The sequence below is a fragment of the Streptoverticillium olivoreticuli subsp. olivoreticuli genome, assembly GCF_003391135.1.
Classification (GTDB): domain Bacteria; phylum Actinomycetota; class Actinomycetes; order Streptomycetales; family Streptomycetaceae; genus Streptomyces; species Streptomyces blastmyceticus.
Genome location: NZ_CP031455.1, coordinates 2,480,798 through 2,504,880, shown reverse-complemented (window position 1 = coordinate 2,504,880; position 24,083 = coordinate 2,480,798). Strand labels below are relative to the sequence as shown.

19 protein-coding genes are annotated in these 24,083 nt (G+C 73.0%); 17 read left to right on the top strand and 2 right to left on the bottom strand.

Features of this window, described 5'->3' with window-relative positions; translation table 11 throughout:
- Window positions 1-108: 108 nt before the first annotated feature.
- Window positions 109-2,238, top strand: a complete 2,130-nt coding sequence (locus DXZ73_RS10345; protein ID WP_116210714.1) for a primosomal protein N' — start codon at window positions 109-111, stop codon at window positions 2,236-2,238.
- Between the two features lie 76 nt (window positions 2,239-2,314).
- On the opposite strand, the gene DXZ73_RS10340 is transcribed toward DXZ73_RS10345, so the two are convergent.
- Window positions 2,315-2,818: a hypothetical protein gene (locus tag DXZ73_RS10340; protein ID WP_116210713.1), complete on the bottom strand. Its 504-nt coding sequence runs from the start codon at window positions 2,816-2,818 to the stop codon at window positions 2,315-2,317.
- A 257-nt stretch (window positions 2,819-3,075) separates the two neighbouring features.
- Between DXZ73_RS10340 and fmt the strand changes: the two genes are divergently transcribed.
- The 14 genes from fmt (at window position 3,076) to DXZ73_RS10270 (ending at window position 19,737) form a co-directional block, all read left to right on the top strand.
- Entirely contained in the window at window positions 3,076-4,008 is a 933-nt protein-coding gene (gene fmt, locus DXZ73_RS10335) for a methionyl-tRNA formyltransferase (RefSeq protein ID WP_116210712.1), read from the top strand.
- Between the two features lie 144 nt (window positions 4,009-4,152).
- A complete protein-coding gene (locus DXZ73_RS10330; protein WP_116210711.1) occupies window positions 4,153-5,589 on the top strand; it encodes an RsmB/NOP family class I SAM-dependent RNA methyltransferase in 1,437 nt (478 codons plus the stop codon).
- A 66-nt stretch (window positions 5,590-5,655) separates the two neighbouring features.
- Window positions 5,656-6,342: a ribulose-phosphate 3-epimerase gene (gene rpe / locus DXZ73_RS10325; protein WP_116210710.1), complete on the top strand. Its 687-nt coding sequence runs from the start codon at window positions 5,656-5,658 to the stop codon at window positions 6,340-6,342.
- A gap of 146 nt (window positions 6,343-6,488) precedes the next feature.
- Window positions 6,489-7,478 (top strand): sugar-binding transcriptional regulator, encoded by a 990-nt coding sequence (locus tag DXZ73_RS10320; RefSeq protein ID WP_205519335.1) that lies wholly within the window; start codon window positions 6,489-6,491, stop codon window positions 7,476-7,478.
- A gap of 190 nt (window positions 7,479-7,668) precedes the next feature.
- Window positions 7,669-8,841, top strand: a complete 1,173-nt coding sequence (locus DXZ73_RS10315) for a pyridoxal phosphate-dependent aminotransferase (RefSeq protein WP_116210708.1) — start codon at window positions 7,669-7,671, stop codon at window positions 8,839-8,841.
- 221 nt (window positions 8,842-9,062) lie between these two features.
- Window positions 9,063-10,286, top strand: a complete 1,224-nt coding sequence (locus DXZ73_RS10310; RefSeq protein ID WP_116210707.1) for a sedoheptulose 7-phosphate cyclase — start codon at window positions 9,063-9,065, stop codon at window positions 10,284-10,286.
- Between the two features lie 13 nt (window positions 10,287-10,299).
- A complete protein-coding gene (locus DXZ73_RS10305) occupies window positions 10,300-11,541 on the top strand; it encodes an acyltransferase family protein (RefSeq protein ID WP_116210706.1) in 1,242 nt (413 codons plus the stop codon).
- Window positions 11,542-11,544: 3 nt separating this feature from the next.
- Window positions 11,545-13,263, top strand: coding sequence for an FAD-binding oxidoreductase (locus tag DXZ73_RS10300; protein WP_240351293.1), 1,719 nt, complete (start codon window positions 11,545-11,547; stop codon window positions 13,261-13,263).
- A 46-nt stretch (window positions 13,264-13,309) separates the two neighbouring features.
- Entirely contained in the window at window positions 13,310-14,260 is a 951-nt protein-coding gene (locus tag DXZ73_RS10295) for an aldo/keto reductase (protein WP_116210705.1), read from the top strand.
- A 14-nt stretch (window positions 14,261-14,274) separates the two neighbouring features.
- Window positions 14,275-15,363: an ROK family protein gene (locus DXZ73_RS10290; RefSeq protein ID WP_116210704.1), complete on the top strand. Its 1,089-nt coding sequence runs from the start codon at window positions 14,275-14,277 to the stop codon at window positions 15,361-15,363.
- Entirely contained in the window at window positions 15,360-16,814 is a 1,455-nt protein-coding gene (locus DXZ73_RS10285; RefSeq protein WP_162890139.1) for an MDR/zinc-dependent alcohol dehydrogenase-like family protein, read from the top strand. Before DXZ73_RS10290 ends, DXZ73_RS10285 begins: the two co-directional genes overlap by 4 nt.
- Window positions 16,811-17,485, top strand: coding sequence for an HAD-IA family hydrolase (locus DXZ73_RS10280; RefSeq protein ID WP_116210703.1), 675 nt, complete (start codon window positions 16,811-16,813; stop codon window positions 17,483-17,485). Before DXZ73_RS10285 ends, DXZ73_RS10280 begins: the two co-directional genes overlap by 4 nt.
- Window positions 17,486-17,593: 108 nt before the next feature.
- Complete coding sequence (locus DXZ73_RS10275; protein WP_116210702.1) at window positions 17,594-18,793, top strand: serine hydrolase domain-containing protein; 1,200 nt, start codon at window positions 17,594-17,596, stop codon at window positions 18,791-18,793.
- Window positions 18,794-18,897: 104 nt separating this feature from the next.
- Window positions 18,898-19,737, top strand: coding sequence for an LLM class F420-dependent oxidoreductase (locus DXZ73_RS10270; protein ID WP_205519148.1), 840 nt, complete (start codon window positions 18,898-18,900; stop codon window positions 19,735-19,737).
- A gap of 24 nt (window positions 19,738-19,761) precedes the next feature.
- Here DXZ73_RS10270 and DXZ73_RS10265 read toward each other — a convergent pair whose 3' ends face one another.
- A complete protein-coding gene (locus tag DXZ73_RS10265) occupies window positions 19,762-20,430 on the bottom strand; it encodes a ScbR family autoregulator-binding transcription factor (RefSeq protein ID WP_116210701.1) in 669 nt (222 codons plus the stop codon).
- 319 nt (window positions 20,431-20,749) lie between these two features.
- Here DXZ73_RS10265 and DXZ73_RS10260 point away from each other — a divergent pair, with 319 nt between their 5' ends.
- A complete protein-coding gene (locus DXZ73_RS10260; RefSeq protein WP_116210700.1) occupies window positions 20,750-22,192 on the top strand; it encodes a GuaB1 family IMP dehydrogenase-related protein in 1,443 nt (480 codons plus the stop codon).
- 393 nt (window positions 22,193-22,585) lie between these two features.
- Window positions 22,586-24,079 carry an amino acid permease gene (locus DXZ73_RS10255; RefSeq protein ID WP_240351292.1) on the top strand — a complete coding sequence of 498 codons (1,494 nt, stop codon included), beginning with the start codon at window positions 22,586-22,588 and terminating at the stop codon, window positions 24,077-24,079.
- The last annotated feature ends 4 nt before the right edge of the window (window positions 24,080-24,083 follow it).

Here is a 24,083-nt window from a genome sequence, read left to right as displayed (position 1 = left end):
CCGCACCAGGCACGTACGACAGCGGCCCGGCCACCCCTGAAGCGGGGTGGCCGGGCCGCTGTCGTACGCGGGGCCGCGTTGTCAGTGGGGTCTGCTAAGACTTGAGCTGTGAGCAGCGACAAGGGGGCGGGGGAGCCGCAGGGCGGGGAGCAGCTTGCGCTGATCCGGGAGACCGTGCGGCAGGCCAAGGTGCCGCGGGCCAAGCCGCGGACGTGGCGGGGGGCGGCGCTGGCCGAGGAGTTCCCGGTGGCGCGGGTGCTCGTCGACAAGGGGCTCATCCACCTCGACCAGTATTTCGACTACGCCGTGCCCGCGGCGATGGACGCCGAGGCGCGGCCCGGGGCGCGGGTGCGGGTGCGGTTCGGGGCCCGGGTCGCCAAGGGGCGGCGCGAGGGCGGCGAGCTGCACAACGGGTTCATCGTCGAGCGCCTCGCCGAGAGCGAGTACCGCGGCCCGCTGGCCCCCCTCGCCCAGGTGCTGTCCCCGGAGCCGGTGCTCGGGCCGGAGCTGCTGAAGCTCTGCCGCGCGGTCGCCGACCGCTATGCCGGCACCCTCGCGGACGTCGTGCAGCTGGCCGTGCCGCCGCGCAGGGCCCGCGCGGAGGCCGCCGCGTCCCCCGAGCCGCTGCCGCCGCCCGCCGCTCCGGAGCCCGGCAGCTGGTCGCGCTATGCCACCGGGCCCGCCTATCTCGCCGCCGTGGCCCGCGGTGACTCACCGCGCGCGGTGTGGACGGCGCTGCCCGGCCCGCACTGGCCGGACGAGCTGGCGCGCGCCGCCGCCGCCGCGCTGTCCTCGGGCCGGGGCGTGCTGATCGTCGTGCCGGACGGCCGCTGCGCCGCCCGCGTCGACGCGGCACTGACCGCGCTGCTCGGCGAGGGCCGCCATGTGCTGCTGACGGCGGAGACCGGGCCGGAGGAGCGCTACCGCCGCTGGCTCGCGGTCAGCCGGGGCTCCGTGCGGGCGGTGGTCGGCACCCGGGCCGCGATGTTCGCGCCCGTGCGCGACCTGGGCCTCGCGGCCATCTGGGACGACGGCGACTCCAGCCACAGCGAGCAGCACGCACCCCAGCCGCACGCGCGCGAGGTGCTGCTGCTGCGGGCGGCCCATGAGAAGGCGGCGTTCCTGCTCGGCGGCTTCGGCTGCACGGTCGAGGCGGCCCAGCTGGTGGACACCGGCTGGGCGCTGCCGCTGACGGCCGCCCGCGAGCAGGTCCGGGCGGCGGCGCCGCTGATCCGTACGGTCGGCGACGCCGAGCAGGCGCGGGACGAGGCCGCGCGCGCCGCCCGGCTGCCCACGCTCGCCTGGCAGGTCGCGCGGGAGGGCCTCAAACACGGCCCGGTGCTCGTCCAGGTGCCGCGCCGCGGGTATGTGCCGCGGCTGGCCTGCGAGCGCTGCCGGGAGCCCGCGCGCTGCGCGCACTGCGCGGGCCCGCTGGAGGCCCGCGGCGGCGACGGCGGACTGCACTGCGGCTGGTGCGCCCGGCAGGCCCCGGACTGGCACTGCGCCGAGTGCGGGGGCACGCGCCTGCGCGCCATGGTCGTGGGCGCCGGGCGGACCGCCGAGGAGCTGGGCCGGGCCTTCCCTGCCGTGCCCGTACGGACCTCGGGGCGTGACCATGTGCTCGACACCGTCCCCGACCGGCCCGCCCTGATCGTCTCCACGCCCGGCGCCGAGCCGGTCGCAGAGGGCGGCTACGCGGCGGCCCTGCTGCTGGACGGCTGGGCGATGCTCGGCCGCCCCGACCTGCGTGCGGGCGAGGAGGCGCTGCGCCGCTGGCTGGGCGCCGCCGCGCTGGTGCGCGGCCAGGACGCGGGCGGCACCGTGGTCGTCGTCGCCGAGCCCACCCTGCGGCCCGTGCAGGCGCTGGTCCGCTGGGACCCGGCCGGGCACGCGGTCCGCGAGCTCGCGGACCGCGCGGAGCTGGGCTTCCCGCCCGTGTCCCGGATGGCGTCGGTGGCCGGGCCCCCGGAAGCCGTCGCGGATCTGATCGCGTCGGCGGAGCTGCCCGCGGGGGCGGAGGTCCTCGGCCCGGTGCCGCTGCCCGTGACCCTGCCGGGCCGCCCGCGCCGCGCGGGTGACCCACCGCCGGGGGAGCACTGGGAGCGCGCGCTGGTACGGGTCCGCCCGGGGCAGGGCGGCGAGCTGGCGGCGGCGCTCAAGAGGGGCCGGGCGGCCCGGCTGGCGCGCCGCGACGGCGAGCCGGTGCGGCTGCGGATCGACCCGCCGGACATCGGCTGACGTCCCGTGCGCCCGGGCGTACGGCGGGGCCGGGCCGACGACGCGCGCTCGGGCGTTGCGCGTCGGCCGTCGCGCGTCAGCCGTTGCGCGGGCCCGGGAAGGCCGGTGGCCTCGGCTCGTCGCGCGCGACGGAGGGCTGGCCCGGCACCGCGCGGGCGGCGGGCACGACCGGCACGGCGGACGGCTCGGCCGTACGGACCGCCTCCGCGCCCTCGGCGCCGGCCTGCCCGGTGGAGCGGCGCGCTCCGTAGCGCCGGTGCACCGCCTGCTTGGTGACGCCCAGCGCCGAACCCACCGCGTCCCACGAGAAGCCCAGCGAGCGGTCGAAGTCCACCGCCGCCGTCACCAGCGTCTCGACGCTGTCCCGCAGCTCCTGGGCCAGCCGGACGGTCGGTGCGGGCGCCCGCCCGTAGACGACGAAACCGGCGGACGGGCCGGTGCGCCGCGGGCGGTAGACGTTGCCCAGCTGAGCGGTGAGGGTGCGCAGGGCGTCCACCTGCCTGCGGACCCGCTCGATGTCCCGGACCAGAAGATGCAGGCTGGCCCGTGCCTGGGCGTCGTGGGTTGCGTGGTCGGCCATGAAGAAGCCTCTCGGACCGGCGGGGTAAAAGGACTAAAAAAGGGCGAGAGTTGACATCCAACGCAAGCGGGCCGCGGCAGCGGCCCGTTCAGGTCAATCTCTCTTGACCACAACGCGCCACGGCCCGCCGGGTCACGGTATGGGGGCGCACATCCTCCGGAATGGGGCGCGGGACGGCCCGTACGCCCCCTGATCCCCGGGCGCCTAGACTGGTGGGCTGTTCCGTTCGGCGCTCGAGGAGAGGTAGTTCGCCACCCATGAGGCTCGTCTTCGCCGGTACCCCCGAGGTCGCCGTCCCCGCCCTCGACGCCCTGATCGCCTCCGGCCGCCATGAGGTCGTCGCCGTCGTCACCCGGCCCGACGCCCCCGCCGGGCGCGGCCGCCGACTGGTCGCCAGCCCCGTCGCCGAGCGCGCCGAGGAGGCGGGCATCGAGGTGCTCAAGCCCGCCCGGCCGCGCGATCCGGACTTCCTCGCCCGGCTGCGGGAGATCGCCCCCGACGCCTGCCCGGTCGTCGCCTACGGCGCCCTGCTGCCCAAGGCCGCGCTGGAGATCCCGGCGCACGGCTGGGTCAACCTCCACTTCTCGCTGCTGCCCGCGTGGCGCGGCGCCGCCCCCGTCCAGCACGCGATCCTCGCGGGCGACGAGGTCACCGGGGCCTCGACCTTCCAGATCGAGGAGGGGCTGGACTCCGGGCCCGTCTTCGGCGTGCTCACCGAGGAGGTCCGGCCCACCGACACCAGCGGCGATCTGCTGACCCGCCTCGCCTTCGCGGGCGCCGGGCTGCTCACCGCCACCATGGACGGCATCGAGGACGGCACCCTCGATGCCGTGCCGCAGCCCGCGGACGGCATCTCCCTCGCCCCGAAGATCCAGGTCGAGGACGCGCGGCTGGACTGGTCCGTGCCCGCGCTGCGGGTCGACCGCGTGGTGCGCGGCTGCGCGCCCGCGCCGGGCGCGTGGACGGTCTTCCGCGGCGAGCGGCTGAAGGTGATGGCGGTCTCGCCCGCGCCCGGCCGTGACGGTCTCGCGCCCGGGGAGATCGCGGCCGCGAAGAACTCCGTGCACGTGGGCACCGGTTCGCACGCGGTGGAACTGCAGTGGGTGCAGCCGCAGGGCAAGAAGCCGATGGCCGCCGCGGACTGGGCGCGCGGCGTCCGGATCTCCGAGGGCGAGCGGCTCGACGGGTAGGTTTTCGACACCGGGGGCTTGCGCCCCCGGACCCCCGGACCGCGCTTCGCGCGGTGTCCTCAAACGCCGGACGGGCTGGAAGGTCCGCCTCGTGGGCCACCGCGTACGCTGGAGGCTTCACCACCCAGCTTCCGGAGCACCTTCGTGAACGATCAGGCCCCTCGCCGCCCCGCAAGACCGCACCGCCGGCCCAAGAAGGACCCGGTGCGCATCCTCGCCTTCGAGGCGTTGCGGGCCGTGGACGAGCGGGACGCGTACGCGAACCTCGTGCTGCCGCCGCTGCTGCGCAAGGCCCGTGAGAAGGGCAAGGAGAACGGCGGCATCGACGCGCGCGACGCCGCGCTCGCCACCGAGCTGGTCTACGGGACGCTGCGCCGCCAGGGGACGTACGACGCGATCATCGCCGCCTGCGTCGACCGGCCGCTGCGCGAGGTCGACCCGCCCGTGCTGGACGTACTGAGCCTGGGCGCGCACCAGTTGCTCGGCACCCGCATCCCGCCGCACGCGGCGGTGTCGGCCAGCGTCGAGCTGGCGCGGGTCGTGCTCGGTGACGGCCGGGCGAAGTTCGTCAACGCCGTCCTGCGCCGGATCACCGCGCACGACCTCGACGGCTGGCTGGAGAAGGTCGCCCCGCCCTACGAGGACGACCCCGAGGAGCACCTCGCCGTCGTGCACTCGCACCCGCGGTGGATCGTCTCCGCGCTGTGGGACGCGCTCGGCGGCGGCCGCGCCGGTATCGAGGACCTCCTCGACGCCGACAACGAGCGGCCCGAGGTCACCCTCGTCGCCCGCCCGGGGCGCGCCACGCCGCAGGAGCTGCTGGCCGCGGTCGGCGAGGAGTCGGCGCTGCCCGGCCGCTGGTCGCCCTACGCGGTGCGGCTCGCCGAGGGCGGCGAGCCCGGCGCGCTGGACGCCGTGCGCGAGGGGCGGGCGGGCGTCCAGGACGAGGGCAGCCAGCTGGTCGCCCTCGCCCTCGCGAACGCCCCGCTGGAGGGCCCGGACGGCCGCTGGCTGGACGGCTGCGCCGGCCCCGGTGGCAAGGCCGCCATGCTCGGCGCGCTCGCCGCGCAGCGGGGCGCCGCGCTGCTGGCCTCCGAGAAGCAGCCGCACCGCGCCCGGCTCGTCGAGCGGGCGCTGGCCGACAACCCCGGCCCGTACCAGGTCATCGCCGCCGACGGCACGCGCCCGCCGTGGCGGGAGGGGACCTTCGACCGTGTCCTCGTCGACGTGCCCTGCACCGGGCTCGGCGCCCTGCGCCGGCGCCCCGAGGCGCGCTGGCGCCGCCGCCCCGAGGACCTCGCGGGCTTCGCGCCGCTCCAGCGCGACCTGCTGCGGGAGGCGCTGCGGGCGGTACGCGTCGGCGGCGTCGTCGGCTACGCGACGTGCTCGCCGCACCCCGCGGAGACGCGGGCGGTTGTGGAGGACGTCCTCAAGCGGCAGGGCGTGGCCGCGGAGTGGATCGACGCACGGCCCCTGATGCAGCAGGTCCCGGCGCTGGGCGAGGGCCCGGACGTCCAGCTGTGGCCCCACCTGCACGGCACGGACGCGATGTACCTGGCGCTCCTGCGCCGCACGGCCTGACGAGTCCCGGTGGCGGGAAGCGGCACCCGAATCGGAACCGTGGCCACGACATGGCAAGCTAAACGCATGGCCGCGCAGATCAACCCCAGCATCCTCTCCGCCGATTTCGCCCGCCTCGCCGAGGAGGCGAAGGCGGTCGAGGGCGCCGACTGGCTCCATGTCGATGTCATGGACAACCACTTCGTCCCCAACCTCACGCTCGGGGTGCCGGTCGTCGAATCGCTCAGCAGGGCCACGCACACCCCCCTCGACTGTCACCTGATGATCGAGGACCCGGACCGCTGGGCCCCGCAGTACGTCGAGGCGGGCGCGGGGTCGGTCACCTTCCACGCGGAGGCCGCCGCGGCGCCCGTGCGGCTGGCGCGGGAGATCCGGGCCAAGGGCGCCCGCGCCTCGATGGCGCTCAAGCCCGCGACGCCCATCGAGCCGTACGAGGACCTGCTGCCCGAGCTCGACATGCTGCTGATCATGACCGTGGAGCCCGGCTTCGGCGGCCAGGCGTTCCTGGACATCATGCTCCCCAAGATCCGCCGCACCCGCGAGCTGATCCAGCGGCACGGTCTGGAGCTGTGGCTCCAGGTGGACGGCGGGGTGTCGGCGCAGACGATCGAGCGCTGCGCGGAGGCCGGGGCGGACGTCTTCGTGGCCGGCTCCGCCGTCTACGGTGCGCAGGACCCGGCCGCCGCCGTACGCTCGCTGAGGGCACAGGCGGAGCAGGCCACCGCGGCCGCGCCCTGGGCCTGCGCGCACTGACCCGGTCCCGCACGCGCCCGAAAAACCGCGGCGCGGCGCAGGGCCTGATCAAAGGACCGCCGTTTCTGACAGGATGACGGTCGAGTCCACAGCTTGAACACAGTAGTGAGGAGACCGCGGTGTCGACGGGCCGTTCAGCCACGCCGATGGGGCCCGCCGAGCTGGTGCAGGCGGCGGCCATGGCCCGCCGCTTCTACCTCGAGGGCAAGTCGAAGATCCAGATCGCCGAGGAGTTCGGCGTGAGCCGCTTCAAGGTGGCCCGCGTGCTGGAGACCGCTCTGGAGCGGGATCTGGTGCGGATCGAGATCCGGGTGCCCGCCGAGCTGGACGCGGAGCGCTCCGACGCGCTGCGCGCCCGCTACGGCCTGCGGCACGCCGTGGTCGTCGAGTCCCCGGCCGACGCGGCCGACGACGCGCCCGACCCCGAGAACCTCGGCGAGGTGGCGGCGGACCTGCTCGGCGAGCTGGTGCACGAGGGCGACGTCCTCGGCCTCGCCTGGGGCCGTTCCACCATCCACATGGCCGCGGCCCTGCACCGGCTGCCGCCGTGCACGGTCGTCCAGCTCACCGGCGTCTACGACGCGGGCACCGCCGAGCGCGGTTCGGTGGAGGCCGTGCGCCGCGCGGCGCAGGTGTCCGGCGGCGAGGCGCACCCGATCTACGCGCCGATGCTGCTGCCCGACTCCGCGACCGCCGCGGCCCTGCGCGGCCAGACCGGCATCGCGCGGGCCTTCGACTACTTCGACAAGGTCACGGTGGCCGCCGTGTCCATCGGCTCCTGGGCGCCCGGCATCTCGACCGTCTACGACATGCTCGGCGAGGAGGAGCGCGCGCACTACGCCTCGCTCGGTGCCGCTGCCGAGATGTCCGCGCACCTCTTCGACGCCGACGGCCGGCGCATCGGCCGCGACCTGGGCGAGCGCTGCATCACCGTCGAGGCGGACCGGCTGCGCCGCATACCGGAGGTCGTCGCGATCGCCGGTGGCCTGCGCAAGGCCGCCGCGATCGGCGCGGTGCTGCGGTCCGGCCTGGTCACCAGCCTGGTCACCGACACCGCCGCCGCCGACTACCTGCTGCTCGAGACCGGCCCGGGCCCGCGCCCGGCGCTGGACCGGGCGGACCCGGACGGCAGCTGAACCGCCGTCGGCACCCGGCGTACACAGGGCCTCGCCTTCGGGCGGGGCCCTTTTCGCGGCCCTCTTCCCCGACCGCCCGCTCCCGGCGGCGGCTGACACCCCCTCAGGCGTGCTCTCACGCCACCCGGCTGTGAGAATGCTGCGAGAAGTCCCGTGCCCGCATGTCCGGTTCCGTCGAGGGAGAGCACGCATGACCCGAAAGCCCGTCAACAGCCGCCTGGCGGAGTTCGGCACCACCATCTTCGCGGAGATGTCCGCCCTGGCGGCCCGGACCGGTGCGATCAACCTCGGCCAGGGCTTCCCGGACACCGACGGACCCGAGGAGATCCGCGAGGCGGCCGTGCGCGCCCTGCGCGACGGCCGCGGCAACCAGTACCCGCCCGCCCCCGGCATCCCCGAGCTGCGCCTCGCCGTCGCCGACCACCAGGCGCACCGTTACGCGCTGCCGTACGACCCCGACACCGAGGTCCTGGTCACCGCGGGCGCGACCGAGGCGATCGCCGCCGCGCTGCTCGCGCTGGTCGAGCCCGGCGACGAGGTGATAGCGCTGGAGCCGTACTACGACTCGTACGCGGCCTGCGTCGCCATGGCCGGCGGCAAGCGGGTCCCCGTGACGCTGCGCCCCCGCGACGGGGCCTTCCGGCTGGACCTCGACGAGCTGCGCGACGCGGTCACCCCCCGGACCCGGGTGCTCCTGATCAACACCCCGCACAACCCGACCGGCACGGTGCTCACCCGCGAGGAGCTGACGGCCGTGGCCGCCCTCGCGGTCGAGCACGACCTCCTCGTCATCTCCGACGAGGTCTACGAGCACCTCGTCTTCGACGGCGCGGAGCACATCCCGCTCGCCTCCCTGCCCGGCATGCGCGAGCGCACCGTCACCATCGGCTCGGCGGGCAAGACCTTCTCCTTCACCGGCTGGAAGGTCGGCTGGGTGACGGCACCGGCGGCCCTGGTCACCGCGGTCCGCTCGGCCAAGCAGTTCCTGACGTACGTCTCGTCCGGCCCGTTCCAGTACGCGATCGCGGAGGCGCTGCGGCTGCCCGACAGCTACTTCGAGGACTTCCGCGCGGACATGCGGGCCAAGCGCGACCTGCTGGCGGCCGGGCTCACGGACGCGGGCTTCACCGTGCACCGCCCGGCGGGCACGTACTTCATCACGACCGACATCCGCCCCCTGGGCGAGAGCGACGGCCTCGCCTTCTGCCTCGGCCTCCCCGAGCGGGCGGGCGTGGTCGCCGTCCCCAACGCCGTCTTCTACGACAACCACGCCGAGGGCGCCCCCTTCGTCCGCTTCGCGTTCTGCAAGCGGGTCGCCGTGCTGGAGGAGGCGGTGGCGCGCCTCAAGGGCCTGGCGGCCTAGCGGCCCGGACGGGTCCGGCGCGCACCGCCGGATCCGTCCTGTGCCGCAGACGCGCGTCCCGGGGCCGGACTGCCTCAAACCGCCCTCACCTGCGCCGACTTCCGGTGTGACGTCCATCTCCAGAGGCCTGAAAACATTTGCTACCTTCGCAAAGGTTTGATCTTCTTGGATCGTTGCTTCGTGCACGCATTTTCATACGAGCGTCTGTTCTGGGGGGAACAATGACTGAAGCAGTCCATTCGGCCGGGCTCTTTGCCAAGGGCGAGCGCATCGACTCATGGCGGGTTCGGGCCGTCAAGCCCGTGTCCTACGAAGTCCGGGTCTGCGACGACGCGTTCGACCTGCAGAGCACCGCCTTGCTCGACGTCGGCGGCCGGACCGCCGAGGGCCGTCTCCGCCGGTTCCTCGTGATCGACGAGAACGTGGACGCGTTGCACGGTGAGCGGATCCGGAAGTACTTCGACCACCACGGCGTCGACTACCACGCCCACCTGGTGCACGTCGACGAGACCGTGAAGGACTTCGACACCGCCACGGGCATCGCCCAGGCGATCGACGCCTTCGGCATCGATCGCCGCCGGGAGCCGATCATCGTGATCGGCGGCGGTGTCCTGATGGACATCGTCGGGCTGGTGGCCAACCTCTACCGCCGCGGCACCCCCGTCCTGCGCGTGCCCACCACGCTCATCGGCCTGGTCGACGCCGGCGTCGGGGTCAAGACCGGCGTGAACTTCAACGGCCACAAGAACCGTCTCGGCACCTACTTCGAGACCTCGCTCACCCTGCTGGACCGCTCCTTCCTCTTGACCGTCGAGCGCCGCCACATCTCCAACGGCCTGGCCGAGATCCTGAAGATGGCGCTGATCAAGGACGCGCGCCTGTTCGATCTTCTGGAGGAGCACGGGGCCCGTCTGCTCGACGTCCGCTTCCAGGGCGATACCGCCGCCGAGCAGCGGGTGGCCGCCGAGGTCGTGCAGCGCGCGGTCCACGGCATGCTGGAGGAGCTCCAGCCCAACCTCTGGGAGACCGAGCTGGAGCGCGTCGTCGACTACGGCCACACCTTCAGCCCCACCGTCGAGATGTATGCCCTGCCCGCCCTCCTGCACGGTGAGGCGGTATGCGTGGACATGGCCCTGACCACGGTCCTCGCCTGGCGCCGCGGCCTGGTCGGCGAGGAGCAGCGCGACCGCATCCTCGGGGTCATGCGCACCCTCGAACTGCCCCGCTGGCACGACCTGCTGGAGCCCGGCCTGCTGGCCGCCGCCCTGGCGGACACCGTGCGCCACCGCGACGGCAAGCAGCGGCTCCCGCTGCCCGTGGGGATCGGCGATGCCACGTTCGTCAACGACGTGACGGCCGAGGAGCTCGCCGTCGCCGTCGACGACCTGCGCCGGCTGGGCAGTTCGGACGCAGTGGCCGGTCTGCGGCCCGCGGCCGCGGCCTGATCGCGGTCACGTCATGTCGCACACGACCGACGACATCCACATACCTGGCAGCGCCCACAGATCCGACGGTGCGCTGCCCGTCGGTACCACCGGGGCCGTCGACCCCAAGTCCTCCCGGCTGCCCTCCCTGACCGGCATGCGGTTCCTCGCCGCCGTGCTCGTCTTCGTCACCCACGTCGCCGTGGTCAACCCGTTCACGGACAGCGGGCTGAACCACGCCTTCTGGAAGTACTTCAGCAGGGCCGGATATCTGGGCGTCGGCTTCTTCTTCGTCCTGAGCGGATTCGTCCTGACCTGGTCCGCCCGCCCGGAGGACAGCCCCGGGCGGTTCATCCGCCGCCGCCTGATGAAGATCTTCCCCAACCACCTCGTCACCTGGCTCGTCGGACTGCTGCTGATGCTGTCCGCGGGGATGCATGTCTGGGCCGGCAACACGATCCCCAGCCTGTTCCTCGTCCAGAGCTGGGTGCCCAAGCTGGAGATCATGGCCGGCCCCAACGGGCCCAGCTGGTCGCTCGCCTGCGAGTTGCTGTTCTACCTGGCCTTCCCGGTGCTGATCCGACCGATCCTGAGGATCCGCCCGGAACGGCTGTGGCACTGGGTCGGCCTTGTCATGGCCGCACTTGTGGCCGTGCCCGCGCTGGCCCAGCTGCTCCCGGACAGCCCCGCGGCGCCGGACCAGCCGATGTCCTGGTGGGAGTACTGGACCGTGTACTTCTTCCCGGGCGCCCGGCTGCTGGACTTCGTCCTGGGCATCCTGATGGCCCGGATCGTGCTGACCGGCCGCTGGATCGGCATGAGCCGGCTGACGGCCCTGGTCTCGCTGGCCGCGGGCTACACCCTGATGGTGTTCCTCCCGCACGCCTACGGCATGGTGGCGCCGACCGCGCTCCCGGTGGCGCTGCTGATCGCGGCCAGCGCGGTCGCGGACGTCAAGGGCACCCGCTCCGTCTTCACCGGCCGGACCATGCTGTGGCTGGGCGAGGTGTCCTTCGCCTTCTACATGGTGCACTTCCTGGTCCTCTCCCACGGACCCATGCGCCTCGCGACGGCCCCGCCCGCCGGCCGCCACTGGGACACCCCGGCAGCACTGGGGCTCATGGCGGTCAGCCTCGGCCTGAGCCTGCTGCTCGGCTGGCTCCTGTACAAGCTGGTCGAGGTCCCGGCCATGAGCCGCTGGGCCCGGCCGCGCCGCGTCGGACACGCCACGGCCACCGGTGCCGCGGCCAAGAGAATCGTTTCCACGGGGGATTAGTCAGTGAACGACAACCTGCACACAAAGACTCCGGCCGCCGGTACGGGGGGCCGCCTGACCAATCTGGACCGCCGCCGGTTCCTGCTGCGCGGGTCGGGCGCCGCGCTCGGGGCTGTGGCCGCCACCCAGATCGGCCTGCCCGCGGCGCGGGCCGCCGCGGCCCCGGCGACTGGCACCGCGGCGGCGCCCGCCGTCACCGTGACACCGGACGACACCAGGTACATCGACCTCACCTCCGGGCTCAACCAGCGCTGGACCGCCGAGCCCGAGCGCATCGTGCTGCCCCGGACCACCGAGCAGGTCGTGGCAGCCGTCCAGGACGCCGTACGGCGCGGCAAGCGGATCAGCGTCCGCGGCGGCGGCCACTGCTTCGAGGACTTCGTCTACCACTCCGAGGTCCAGGTCCTCATCAACATGAACCTGATGGACGACGTCTCCTTCGACGAGAAGCGGAACGCGTTCGCGGTCGAGGGGGGCGCCACCCTGCTGCGGGTCTACGAGGAACTGTACGAGAGCTGGGGCGTCACGCTCCCGGGCGGCGCCTGCTTCTCGGTCGGCGTCGGCGGCCACGTCAGCGGCGGCGGGTACGGCATGCTCTCGCGTCGGCACGGTCTGAGCGTCGACCATCTCGAAGCCGTCGAGGTCGTCGTCGTCGACGCCCAGGGCAACGCCCGGAGCGTGGTGGCGAGCCGCGACCCCAAGGACCCCAACCACGAGCTGTTCTGGGCGCACACGGGCGGGGGCGGCGGCAACTTCGGCATCATCACCAAGTTCTGGTTCCGCTCCCTGGACGCGACCGGTACGGACCCCCGCAAGCTGCTGCCCGCACCGCCCGCCGAGGTGTTCGTCACCAGCGCCGTGTGGCCGTGGGAGAAGGTCACCCGCGAAGGCTTCGTCAAGCTCGTCGACTTCTACGGGAAGTGGCTGGAGGCCAACAGCTCCCCGCAGTCGCCGTACGCGGACCTGTGCAGCTGGCTGTTCCTGAACCACAAGTCCCTCGGTTCCCTCGGCATGATGGTGCAGATGGACGCGACGGTCCCGAACGCGGCCAAGCTGCTGACGGACTTCCTCTCCGGCCTCGACCGGGCGCTCGGCGTCAGCGACACCCCCGGCGTGCCACAGCGCAGTGGCGACCGTGCCGTCTCGCAGTTCTTCACCACCCACCGGCTGCCGTGGCTGCGGGCGACGAAGTACGTGGGCACCGCGGCACCGCAGCAGACCGACCCGACCATGCGCGGCAAGCACAAGTCGGCTTTCCACCGCAAGGGTCTGCCCACGGCCGCCATCGAGACCCTGTACACCCAGCTGACGTCGACGACGCACAAGGCGCGGTTCGCCGGCCTGGTCGTCCCGTCGACCGGCGGACGGATCAACAGCCGCTCCGCGACGGACACCGCCGTCGCCCAGCGCGACTCGATCATGAAGGTCACGTACGAGACGTACTGGCAGGACCGCGGCGACGACGACGTCAACATCGCCTGGGTCCGGGACGTGTACCAGGCCGTCTACGCGGACACCGGCGGGGTACCCGTCCCCAACGCGCTGACGGACGGCTGCTACGTCAACTATCCCGACGCGGACATCAGCGACCCGCAGTTCAACAAGTCCTCCGTCCCCTGGACCGAGCTCTATTACAAGGGCAACTACCAGAGGCTGCAGCAGGTCAAGCGGACCTGGGACCCGAAGGACATCTTCCGGCACCGCCAGTCCGTCCGGCCGTGACGCGCACCCGCGCGGCCATCCATCCCCCGAGAGAACGGATCTCAGCATGCGCACCACCACCCTGGGCAAGAACGGCCCGGTCGTGGGCCGCATCGGCCTCGGCACCATGGGCATGTCCTTCGGTTACGACCCCAACGGCCGGGACGACGAGACTTCGGTCAAGGTCATCCACCGCGCCCTCGAACTGGGCGTCAACCTCCTGGACACCGCCGACGTCTACGGCCCCTTCACCAATGAGGAGCTCGTCGGCCGCGCCATCGCCGGCCGCCGCGCGGAGGTCGTGCTGTCCACCAAGGGCGGCCAGACCGTCGACGAGAACGGCATCCACCCCGACGCGGGCCGCCCCGAGCAGCTCCGGGCCGCCGTCGACGCCAGCCTCCGGCGCCTGGGCACGGAATACGTCGACCTGTACTTCATCCACCGCCTCGATCCGAGCGTGCCGCTGGAGGAGAGCTGGGGTGCCCTCGCCGAGCTCGTCCAGGCCGGCAAGCTCCGCGCGCTGGGCCTGTCGGAGGTGTCGCTGGAGGAGATCCGGCGAGCGGAGAAGGTCCACCCCGTCACGGCCGTGCAGTCCGAGGCGTCGCTGTTCACCCGTGGCTCCCTCGGTGACGTCCTGGCCCACTGCAACGAGCAGGGCATCGCGTTCATGCCGTACTCGCCGCTGGGCCGCGGCGTGCTGGCCGGTGCCTTCAGCAAGCCCTCCGACCTCCCCGAGGGCGACTGGCGCAAGTTCCTCCCGCGCTTCGGCGAGGAGGCCATGGCCCACAACAACGCCATAGTGGACGTCGTCCGGGGCGTCGCCGACCGCCACGGCGTCACGCTCTCCCAGGTCGCCCTGGCCTGGCTGCTGGAGCAGGGCGAGCACGTCGTCCCGATCCCCGGCACCAAGCGCCTGAAGTACCTGGAGGACAACGCGGCCGGCGCCGACGTGCGGCTGTCCGCCGAGGATCTCGCGCAGCTCGACGCCCTCCCCGAGCCGCTCGGCGCCTCGGAGTAGGGACACCACGACCCATGAACCCCTCGATCGTGGTCGTCGACGTCGGCGGCACCCATCTGCGCCGGGCCCGCTGGACGGAGACGGACGGACTGACCGAACGGACCGTCCTGCCCTCGCCCGGCAAGGAACGGCACCCCGGGGAGCCGGTCGGCCGGCTGCAGGCCCGTATGGCCGACGCGCTGTGCGACGCCGTCCCGTTCGAGGCGGGGGTCGTCGCCGGGATCTCCTTCGGCGCGGCACTGGACCACCGCGGCTGCGTCGTCTACGCGTCGGCGCCGCTGTGGGGCCCGGCCGGTGAACCGTTCGACCTGCTCGGCGCCCTGCGCCGACGGCGCCCGGACGTCACCTGGCACGTCGTCAACGACGTCACCGCGGCCCTGGTGCACCTCGCCGCCGCACCGGGCCGCGCGCGGCACCGCAGGATCCTGCTCGCGACCATCAGCACCGGCATCGCCTGCCGGACCCTCGACCGGACCACCGGCACCGTCGACGGCTGCGGCCTGCAGGGGGAGATCGGCCATCTGCCGGCCACGGCGACGCTGGCCGGCAGGCCCGTCGAGCTGGTCTGCGACTGCGGTACGCCGGGCCACGTCGCGGCGTACTCCTCGGGGCCCGGCATCCGACGCATGGCCGAGGTGCTGCGGCAGCGGGAGCCGGGCCGCTGGCGGGACTCGCGCCTCGGCGCGGAACACGAGCGCGGCACCGCGTTCGAGGACGCTTTTCCCCGGGCCCTGGAGGAAGGCGACCCGCTCGCCCACGACCTGCTCACCGCGGTCACCGGCCCGGTGGCCGACGTCCTGCGCACGGCGTTGTGCCTGAGCCCGGACATCGACGAGGTGGCCCTCACCGGCGGCGTGGCCGTCGGGCTGGCCGGCCACTACCGCCGGGCGCTCCTCGGCCACTTGGAGCGGAGCGGGCTCTACCTCACCGGCGAGCGCGCGCCCGAGTGGATCGCCGACCGCCTCACCGTCTGCGGACCGGGCGAGGCCGACGGGCTGGTCGGCGCGGGCATCGTCGCGCTGACGGCACTGCGCGCGGCGGACCGGGGAACCGTGGAAACCGCAGAAGCAGCAGGACATCGAATCGGAGGAGAACCCCTGTGAGCACGGCAGTCGCACCGGACGACGCGCAGGCCGGCGCCGGTGAGCAGGTGCCGCTGCCCGTCCACCGCGCCATCGTCCGGGAAGGCGGGGCCGTACGGGTCCGCCGGCGCCCGACCCTGGCGCCGGCCGCCGGCGAGCTGAGCATCGCCCCGCTCGTCGCGGGTCTGTGCGGCACCGATCTGCAGATGCTGCGCGGGCTCCGTGACGACCCCGCCCCGGTCATCGGGCACGAGGGCGTCGCGCGGGTGGTCGCAGCGGGTCACGGTGTCGACAGCGCCCTGGCCCCGGGCACCCTCGTCGTCGTCAATCCCACCCACCCCACCGACCCGTCGTTCCTCCTCGGCCACAATGTGGACGGGCTGCTCCAGGAGCGCACCCTCATCCCCGCCACCGCGGTCCACGGCGGCCAGGTGATCGCCCTGAGCGAGGCGCCCGAACCGGACCTGGCGGCCCTGCTGGAGCCGCTCGCCACCGTGAGGTACGCCTTCTCCGTCCTGGCCGTCGCCCGGCCGCGCACCCTCGTCGTCATCGGCGACGGCACCGTGGGGCACCTCGCGGTCCGTGCCGCCCGCCACTGGCTCGGCGACGGCGTCCGCACCGTCCTGGTCCACCACACCCGGCAGGGCAGGGAGTGGAGCGCCCGCTCCCGGATCCGGGCCGACGTCCTGCTCACGCAGGGCCTCGACAGCGCCGGGGAGTTGACCGGGGCGTTCGCCGACGGTCCCGTCGCCGTCCTGCTCGCGACCCCCCGCGACGCGACTTTGTCCTGTCTGGAGACCGTGCTGCGCGCCGCGCGTGGCGAGGTGACGGTCGACCTCCTCGGCGGGCTGCCGCCCGGCGCGGGGACCGACCTGCTTGCCCGGCGTCGACCTCGCGGCCGTCCGCGCGGCCAACTGCGCGGGCCTGCCCGATCCCGCCGAGACGGTCACGGTCCGCTCCACCACCGGCGTCCCCGTCCGCCTGTTCGGCCACCGAGGTGTCGGCAACGCCCATCTGCTCGCTTCGGCCGCCGAGTTGTGCCGGTCCCCCGAGCGCTACCGCGACCTGGTCACCCACGCCGTCGACCTGACCGAGGCGGCGGCGATCATGGGCCGCCTGGCGCTGAGCCGGGACCGGAACGTTGCCGGACGCCGCCTCATCAAGCTCGCGGTGCGCATCGCACCGCCCCACCGCACCACCCTGGAGAACTGATGCCCGCAACCACCGAACCCCTCGAAGGGCAGCGGGGGTTGGTCGTCGGCGGCTCCACCGGCATCGGCCGCGCGATCGCCGACGCCTGGGCGCGCGCGGGCATGGACGTCCTCGTCCTGGAGACCGACCACCGGGCCGGCGACCCGGCCCGGCTCGCCGAGAACCTCGCTCGCGCCCGGGCCCACGCACGCACCGTCACCCGCACGGTCGCCCCGACCGTTGCCCCACCGTCACGACCGGCAGATGAGGACACACGATGACCGCAGGAGCGGAACTGACCGCCGAATCACTGCTGTTCGACATGGACGGCACGCTCGTCGACTCGACGCCCGTCGTCGAGCGCACCTGGCGGCGGTTCGCCCGCCGCCTGGGCCTCGACGCGGAGGAGATCCTCGCGACGGCGCACGGCCGGCGCACCGGCGAGACCGTCGCCCGCTTCGTGCCCGCGGGTGTGGACGCGGAGGTCGAGACCGCCCGGCTGGTGGCCGAGGAGATCGCGGAAACGGAGGGCATCGTCGCCGTGCCCGGCGCCCGGGAACTTCTGGCCTCGCTGCCCAAGGACCGCTGGGCGGTCGTCACTTCGGCGAGCCGGGAGCTCGCGGTCCGCCGGATGGGCGCCGCGGGGCTGCCGCTGCCCCGGCTCCTGGTCTCCGCCGACGACGTCACCCGGGGGAAGCCGGACCCCGAGGGCTATCTGACGGCCGCCCGCAGGCTGCGGGTGCGCCCCGGCGCCACGATCGTGTTCGAGGACGCCGAGGCGGGGCTGCTGGCCGCCGCCGCTTCCGGAGCCACGCCCGTCGTCGTGGGCGGTCACGCCGGCCCGTCGACCAGGGGCCTGATCCGCGTCGGTGACCTGCGCGAGGTCTCCGCCACAGTGACGCCGCACGGCATCCTGCGCGTGGGTTTCGCCCTGACCGGGGCCACGGCCTGACCGGGCGTCCGCTTCGCCCCTTGTCCTTGATTTTCCCCCCGGTTCTCTCCGCCCCCTGGCCACGATTTTTCTTCTCTCTCACTACGGACGACACGGAACGAGATCGCCATGACAACGACATCCGACAGCGCGACCAGCACGACGCCCCAGGTGTCCGGGTATGTTGCCGAGGGCTTCGAGGCCATCCGGGAGGAGTTCGCGCGCAACCTGCGGGAGCGCGACGAGCTCGGCGGCGCCTTCTGCGCGCGCGTTCACGGCGTCCCGGTGGTCGACATCTGGGGTGGCGTCGCGGATGCCACCACCGGCAGGGCCTGGGAGCGGGACACCCTGGAAATGATCTTCTCGGGCAGCAAGGGCATCGTCGCGATCACCCTGCTGGTCCTGGTCGACCGGGGCCAGTTGGACCTGGACACCCCCGTCGCCCGTTACTGGCCGGAGTTCGGTGCCGCAGGCAAGGACCGCATCACCCTGCGGGAGGTCGTGACCTACTCCGCGCGGATCCCCGGCCTGCGCGCCCAGGTGTCCCAGGAGGAGATCCTGGACCCGCTGGCCATGGCCAAGCTGATAGCCGATCAGGAGCCGGAGAGCGACCCCCGGGCGGAGGGCATCCTCTACGGCCCGTACACCGCGGGATGGATCGTCGCCGAGGTGATCCGGCGTGTGGACGGGCGGACGATCGACCGGTTCTTCGCCGAGGAGATCGCGGACCCGCACGGGCTGGACGTGCACTTCGGCGTCCCCGCCGAGCTGGAGCACCGCGTCGCCCGCCTGGAGTACGGTGCGAACTTCCTCGACCAGTACACGGGCTTCTTCACCAGCGGCGACCCCATGACCCAGCGCGTCTGGCAGAACCCGATCCCGTTCCCCCGCGAGGAGATGCTGTGGAACCGCAGTGAGCGCCGCACCGCCCTGGTGCCGGCGGCCAATGTGTTCGGCACCGCCCGCTCGCTGTCGGCGCTGTACGGCATCCTCGCCACCGACGCCACCCGTGCGCCGGGGGAGGAGTACACCCTGGTCTCGCGGGCCGTCATGGACGACGCCCGCGGTGAGTACATCCGTAAGGTCGACCAGCTGATCGACATTCCCATGGTCTACGGCGGCGCCGGTTTCCGGCTGCGGACCACGCCCCGTCCCGGCGCGGACGGCGACTCCTTCGGCCACGACGGCGGTGGCGGTTCGGCGCACCTCGCCTGGCCGGGGGCGGGTGTCGGGGTCTCGTACATCACGAACCGGCTCATCGCGGTCGGCCCCGACGACAAGCGCGCCGGATCCCTGCTGAAGGCCCTGGCCGCCAAGCTGAACGGCTGACCGCGGGGGCTCTCCGGGAAGACACCGGGGACGGCGGGAAACACCGAGCGGTGCCCGGCGCCGCCGGGCACCGATGAGCACCACCGAACAAGGGGGTACGAGCCGTGGAGACCGGCGCCACCGTCTTCGCCACGACGGCGACCATGGAGCCCGGGGCACTGGCCCGGCGGCTGGAGGAGCGGGGCCACAGCGCCCTGTACTTCGCCGAGCACACCCATCTGCCCGCGAACGAGCGCACGGCGAGGCTGCCGCACGCGTTCCGGAGCACGTTCGACCCGTTCGTGGCGTCCACGGCCGCCGCGCTCGCCACGCGTCGCCTCCGCGTGGGCAGCGCGATCTGTCTCGTGGCGCAGCACGACCCGGTCGTGCTGGCCAAGACGATCGCGAGCGTCGACCAGCTCTCGGGCGGCCGGGTCGACTTCGGTGTGGGAGGCGGCTGGGTCGAGGAGGAGATGGCCCACCACGGTGTGGATCCGGCGCGGCGCTTCGCCCGGATGCGGGAGCACGTGGAGGCGATCAGGACGATCTGGCGGGAGGACGAGGCCTCCTACCAGGGCCCGCACGTGTCCTTCGAGCGGATCTGGTCGTGGCCCAAACCGGTCCAGTGGCCGCATCCTCCGGTACTCGTCGGCGGCATGGGCCCGAAGGTTCTCGACCGTGTTCTCGCGTACGGCGACGGCTGGTTGCCGGACTACGCGAACGCGGAGTCCTTCGAGCGCACGCTGCGGCGGGTGGCCGAGCTGCGGTCCCGCGCCGCCGATGCCGGGCGCGGTCGGATCCCCGTGGTCCTGGCCGGAGTTCCGCACGATCCCGAGGTGCTGGAGCGGTGTGAGGCGGCGGGTGTCAACCGTGTCCTCACCCTGCTGCCGGCCGCCGGCGGCGGGGTCGTCGAGAGGGTGCTGGACGGCTATGAGCGGGCGATCGCCGACTGGCGGGGGGAGTGACCGCGGGCTCCTGGCCCCCCGGTGTCAGGCGTCCGCCGGGGGAGCGGTGACCAGGCCCGCGAAGACGATGTCGCGCATCTCTTCGTAGCGGTCCATCATGTCGGCCCGGCCGTGCAGGACGTCGGAGATGTGCTGCAGGCCGAAGAGGGTGGAGACGAGGACCCGTGCCAGCGCCCCGGGGTCCACCTCGGGGCGCAGCTGGCCGGACTCCCGGGCCGCACGGCACAGGGAGGTGAAGGCCGCGGTCCAGCTGATGTACGGCGTCGGCAGGTCGGCGTTGATGAGCGAGCGCTCCAGCTGGAGGCGCGCGCCCCCCTGGATCATGATGTCCTCGCGGAAGGCCCTCGCGATGCTCTCCAGCACGGCGAACAGGGAGCTCAGCGGGGACAGACCCCGGTCCAGAATCTCCTGCACGATCGGGTCCCAGCGCCGGTAGTGCTCCTGCACGACCGCCACGGCCAGGGCTTCCTTGTTGGCGAAGTGGAAGTACACCGCGCCCTTGGTGAGGGAGACCCCCTCGGCCACGTCCTGCAGGGTCACCGAGGGGTAGCCGTTACGGGCGAACAACTCGGCGGCGGTGTGCAGGATCTGGCCCCTGGTGATGCGGGCGCGCTCCTGCTTGAGTTCCTTCTGCGCCGGACGTGTCGCCCGTGTTCCGGTCGTGGCCTCCGCCGTGCGGTCGGTAGCGGGCATCAGTCGTCCGTCTCCTGGTGTGTCGCGAGAATGTGAATTCTTCCGGCCCCCTCCCGGATATACCTTCCCAAAGGCCTGTTCAGGGCCGCCGACGGGGCCCCCGTTCCCGTCACCTCACCACAAGCCCCGGGCGGCCTTGGCGGAACCTACAAGAGCCGGCCCGGGCACCCTGGCCGAAGTCATGAAATGTGCCCCGGGTTCGCCAGGTCTCGGAGGCATCATGGATGATGGGTCCAGGAACCTCAGCCCGATCCGGTGCTGGCTCGGTGCTGACTCCCCACCCGCTTTGTACTCAAAAACCGCAGGTGAGAGAGCCAGTATGCGATTCCTCAACGACCAGAAGCCGCCGTACGACCTGACGTACGACGATGTGTTCATGGTGCCCAGCCGCTCCGCGGTCGGCTCCCGGCAGGGCGTGGACCTCTCCGCCCCCGACGGGACCGGCACCACCATCCCCCTCGTGGTCGCCAACATGACCGCGATCGCCGGCCGCCGCATGGCCGAGACGGTCGCCCGCCGCGGCGGCCTCGTCGTCATCCCGCAGGACATCCCGATCGAGGTCGTCACCGAGGTCATCTCCTGGGTCAAGGGCCGCCACCTCGTGCTCGACACCCCGATCGTCCTCGCGCCCACGCAGACCGTCGCCGACGCGCTGTCGCTGCTGCACAAGCGCGCGCACGGCGCCGGTGTCGTCGTCGACGGCGACCACCGCCCGGTCGGCGTCGTCACCGAGTCCGACCTGACCGGCGTGGACCGCTTCACCCAGCTCTCCGAGGTCATGTCCAAGGAGCTGCTGCTCCTCGACGCCGACATCGACCCGCGCGAGGCCTTCAACCAGCTCGACGCCGCGCACCGCAAGCTGGCGCCCGCCGTCGACAAGGACGGCCGCCTCGCGGGCATCCTGACCCGCAAGGGCGCCCTGCGCGCGACGCTGTACACCCCCGCCACCGACGCGGACGGCAAGCTGCGCGTCGCCGCCGCCGTCGGCATCAACGGCGACGTGGCCGGCAAGGCCAAGGCCCTGCTGGAGGCCGGTGCCGACACCATCGTCGTGGACACCGCCCACGGCCACCAGGAGTCGATGATCGCCGCGGTCAAGGCGGTCCGCGGCCTCGACCCGCAGGTCCCGATCGTCGCGGGCAACATCGTCGCCGCCGAGGGCGTGCGCGACCTCATCGAGGCCGGCGCGGACATCATCAAGGTCGGCGTGGGCCCCGGTGCCATGTGCACCACCCGCATGATGACCGGCGTGGGCCGCCCGCAGTTCTCCGCGGTCCTGGAGTGCGCCGCCGAGGCGAAGAAGTTCGGCAAGCACGTCTGGGCCGACGGTGGCGTCCGCCACCCGCGCGACGTCGCCATGGCGCTCGCCGCCGGTGCCTCCAACGTCATGGTCGGCTCCTGGTTCGCCGGGACGTACGAGTCCCCGGGCGACCTCCAGCAGACCGCCGACGGCCGGCTCTACAAGGAGAGCTTCGGCATGGCCTCGGCCCGCGCCGTGCGCAACCGCACCAGCGAGGAGTCGGCCTACGACCGGGCCCGCAAGGGTCTGTTCGAGGAGGGCATCTCCACCTCGCGGATGTTCCTCGACCCGGCCCGCCCGGGCGTCGAGGACCTGATCGACTCGATCATCGCGGGCGTCCGCAGCTCCTGCACCTACGCGGGCGCGGGCTCCCTGGAGGAGTTCGCCGAGCGTGCCGTCGTCGGCGTCCAGAGCGCCGCGGGCTACGCCGAGGGCAAGCCGCTGCACGCCAGCTGGCAGTAATCCGCACACCCCGAAGGGGCGCGGTCCGGTTCTCCGGGCCGCGCCCCTTCGCGTTTTCCGGAGCGGCCCTCGCGTTTTCCGAAGCGGCCTTCACGCCGTGCCCCGGTCACACCCCTTGGCGACGACATGTACCGATTCATAAGGTGACGTGCAACGATCGCCCGTTCCGGCCCCCCACGCGCAATGATCGTACGGGCATACGCAAGAATGGTGCATTACGAGCGCACGCACCCACCTCGTAGGGTCTGCGCTGTACGTGGAGTGGCGGATACCGCTTGCTCGCGGTCCCCCTCCCTCCATGGGTTTGCTCCGCTCTGCCGGCGCGCCCCGGTCGGGTGCCGTCGGCGGTCGTCCCCTCCGCCCTCGACAGGCAGCGACGAATGGAGCCACCCAGTGTTGGACCACGGCACAGCGCCCCCCGCCGCAGGCGACGACCAGCGCTCCGCGCGCCCGGCCGCCGGCTTCGCGGCCGGTCTCATGCGGCGCAAGCCGGTCGAGCGCCTCGTGGCCGAGGGCGGCCAGGGCGAGGGCGGCTCGCTGCGCCGCTCGCTCGGCATGTGGCAGCTGACGATGATCAGCATCGGCGCGACCCTCGGCACCGGCATCTTCGTGGTGCTCGGCGAGGCGGTGCCCAAGGCGGGCCCCGCCGTCATCGTCTCGTTCGTCATCGCCGGCATCACGGCGCTCTTCTCGGCCCTCTCCTACGCGGAGCTGGCCGGCACCATCCCGGTCTCCGGCTCCTCGTACTCCTACGCCTACGCCACCCTCGGCGAGCTCGTCGCCTGGGTCTGCGGCTGGTGCCTGATCCTGGAGTACGGCGTCTCCGTCGCGGCCGTCGCCGTCGGCTGGGGGCAGTACCTCAACGAGCTGCTCGACGGCACGATCGGCGTCACCATCCCCGCCTCGCTGGCCAACCCGCCCGGCGACGGCGGCGTCTTCAACCTGCCCGCCCTGCTCGTCGTGCTGCTGTGCATGGCCTTCCTGCTGGGCGGGGCCAAGGAGAGCGCCCGCGCCAACACCATCATGGTCGCGGTGAAGATCGTCGCGCTGCTGCTCTTCTGCGGCGTCGCCTTCCAGGGCATCAAGGCCGGCAACTACACCCCCTTCATGCCGCTCGGCGTCGCGGGCCTGAGCTCCGCCGGGGCCTCGCTGTTCTTCTCCTACATCGGCTTCGACGCCGCCTCCACCGCGGGCGAGGAGGCCAAGGACGCCCAGCGCGACCTGCCGCGCGCGATCATGCTCTCCCTGATCATCGTCACCGCGCTCTACTGCCTGGTCGCGGCCGTCGCCGTCGGCGCCATGCCCTGGCAGAAGTTCGAGGGCAGCGAGGCCGCGCTCGCCGGGATCATGAAGGACGTGACCGGTCAGAGCTTCTGGGCCGTGCTGCTCGCCGCGGGCGCCGTCATCGCCATCGCCTCCGTCGTGCTGACCGTGCTCTACGGCCAGACCCGCATCCTCTTCGCGATGTCCCGCGACGGCCTGGTGCCCAAGGTCTTCTCCAAGGTCCACGCGAAGAGCGGCACGCCCCGCGCCAACACCGTCATCGTCTCCCTCTTCTGCGGCGTCCTCGCCGCCGCCATCCCGCTCGGCCAGCTCGCCGACGCCACCAGCATCGGCACGCTCTTCGCGTTCGCCCTGGTCAACGTGGCCGTCATCGTGCTGCGCCGGACCCGCCCCGACATGAAGCGCACCTTCCGGGTGCCGCTCAGCCCGGTCTTCCCGGCCATCGGCTTCCTCCTGTGCGTCTACATGATGGGCAGCCTGGACAAGGTCACCTGGATGGTCTTCGGTGTCTGGATGGCCGTCGGGCTTGTGATCTACTTCGGGTACGGGAAGAGCCGCTCGCGGCTCGCCCGGGAAGAGACGCAGGTACCCCTAGAGAAGTGATCCA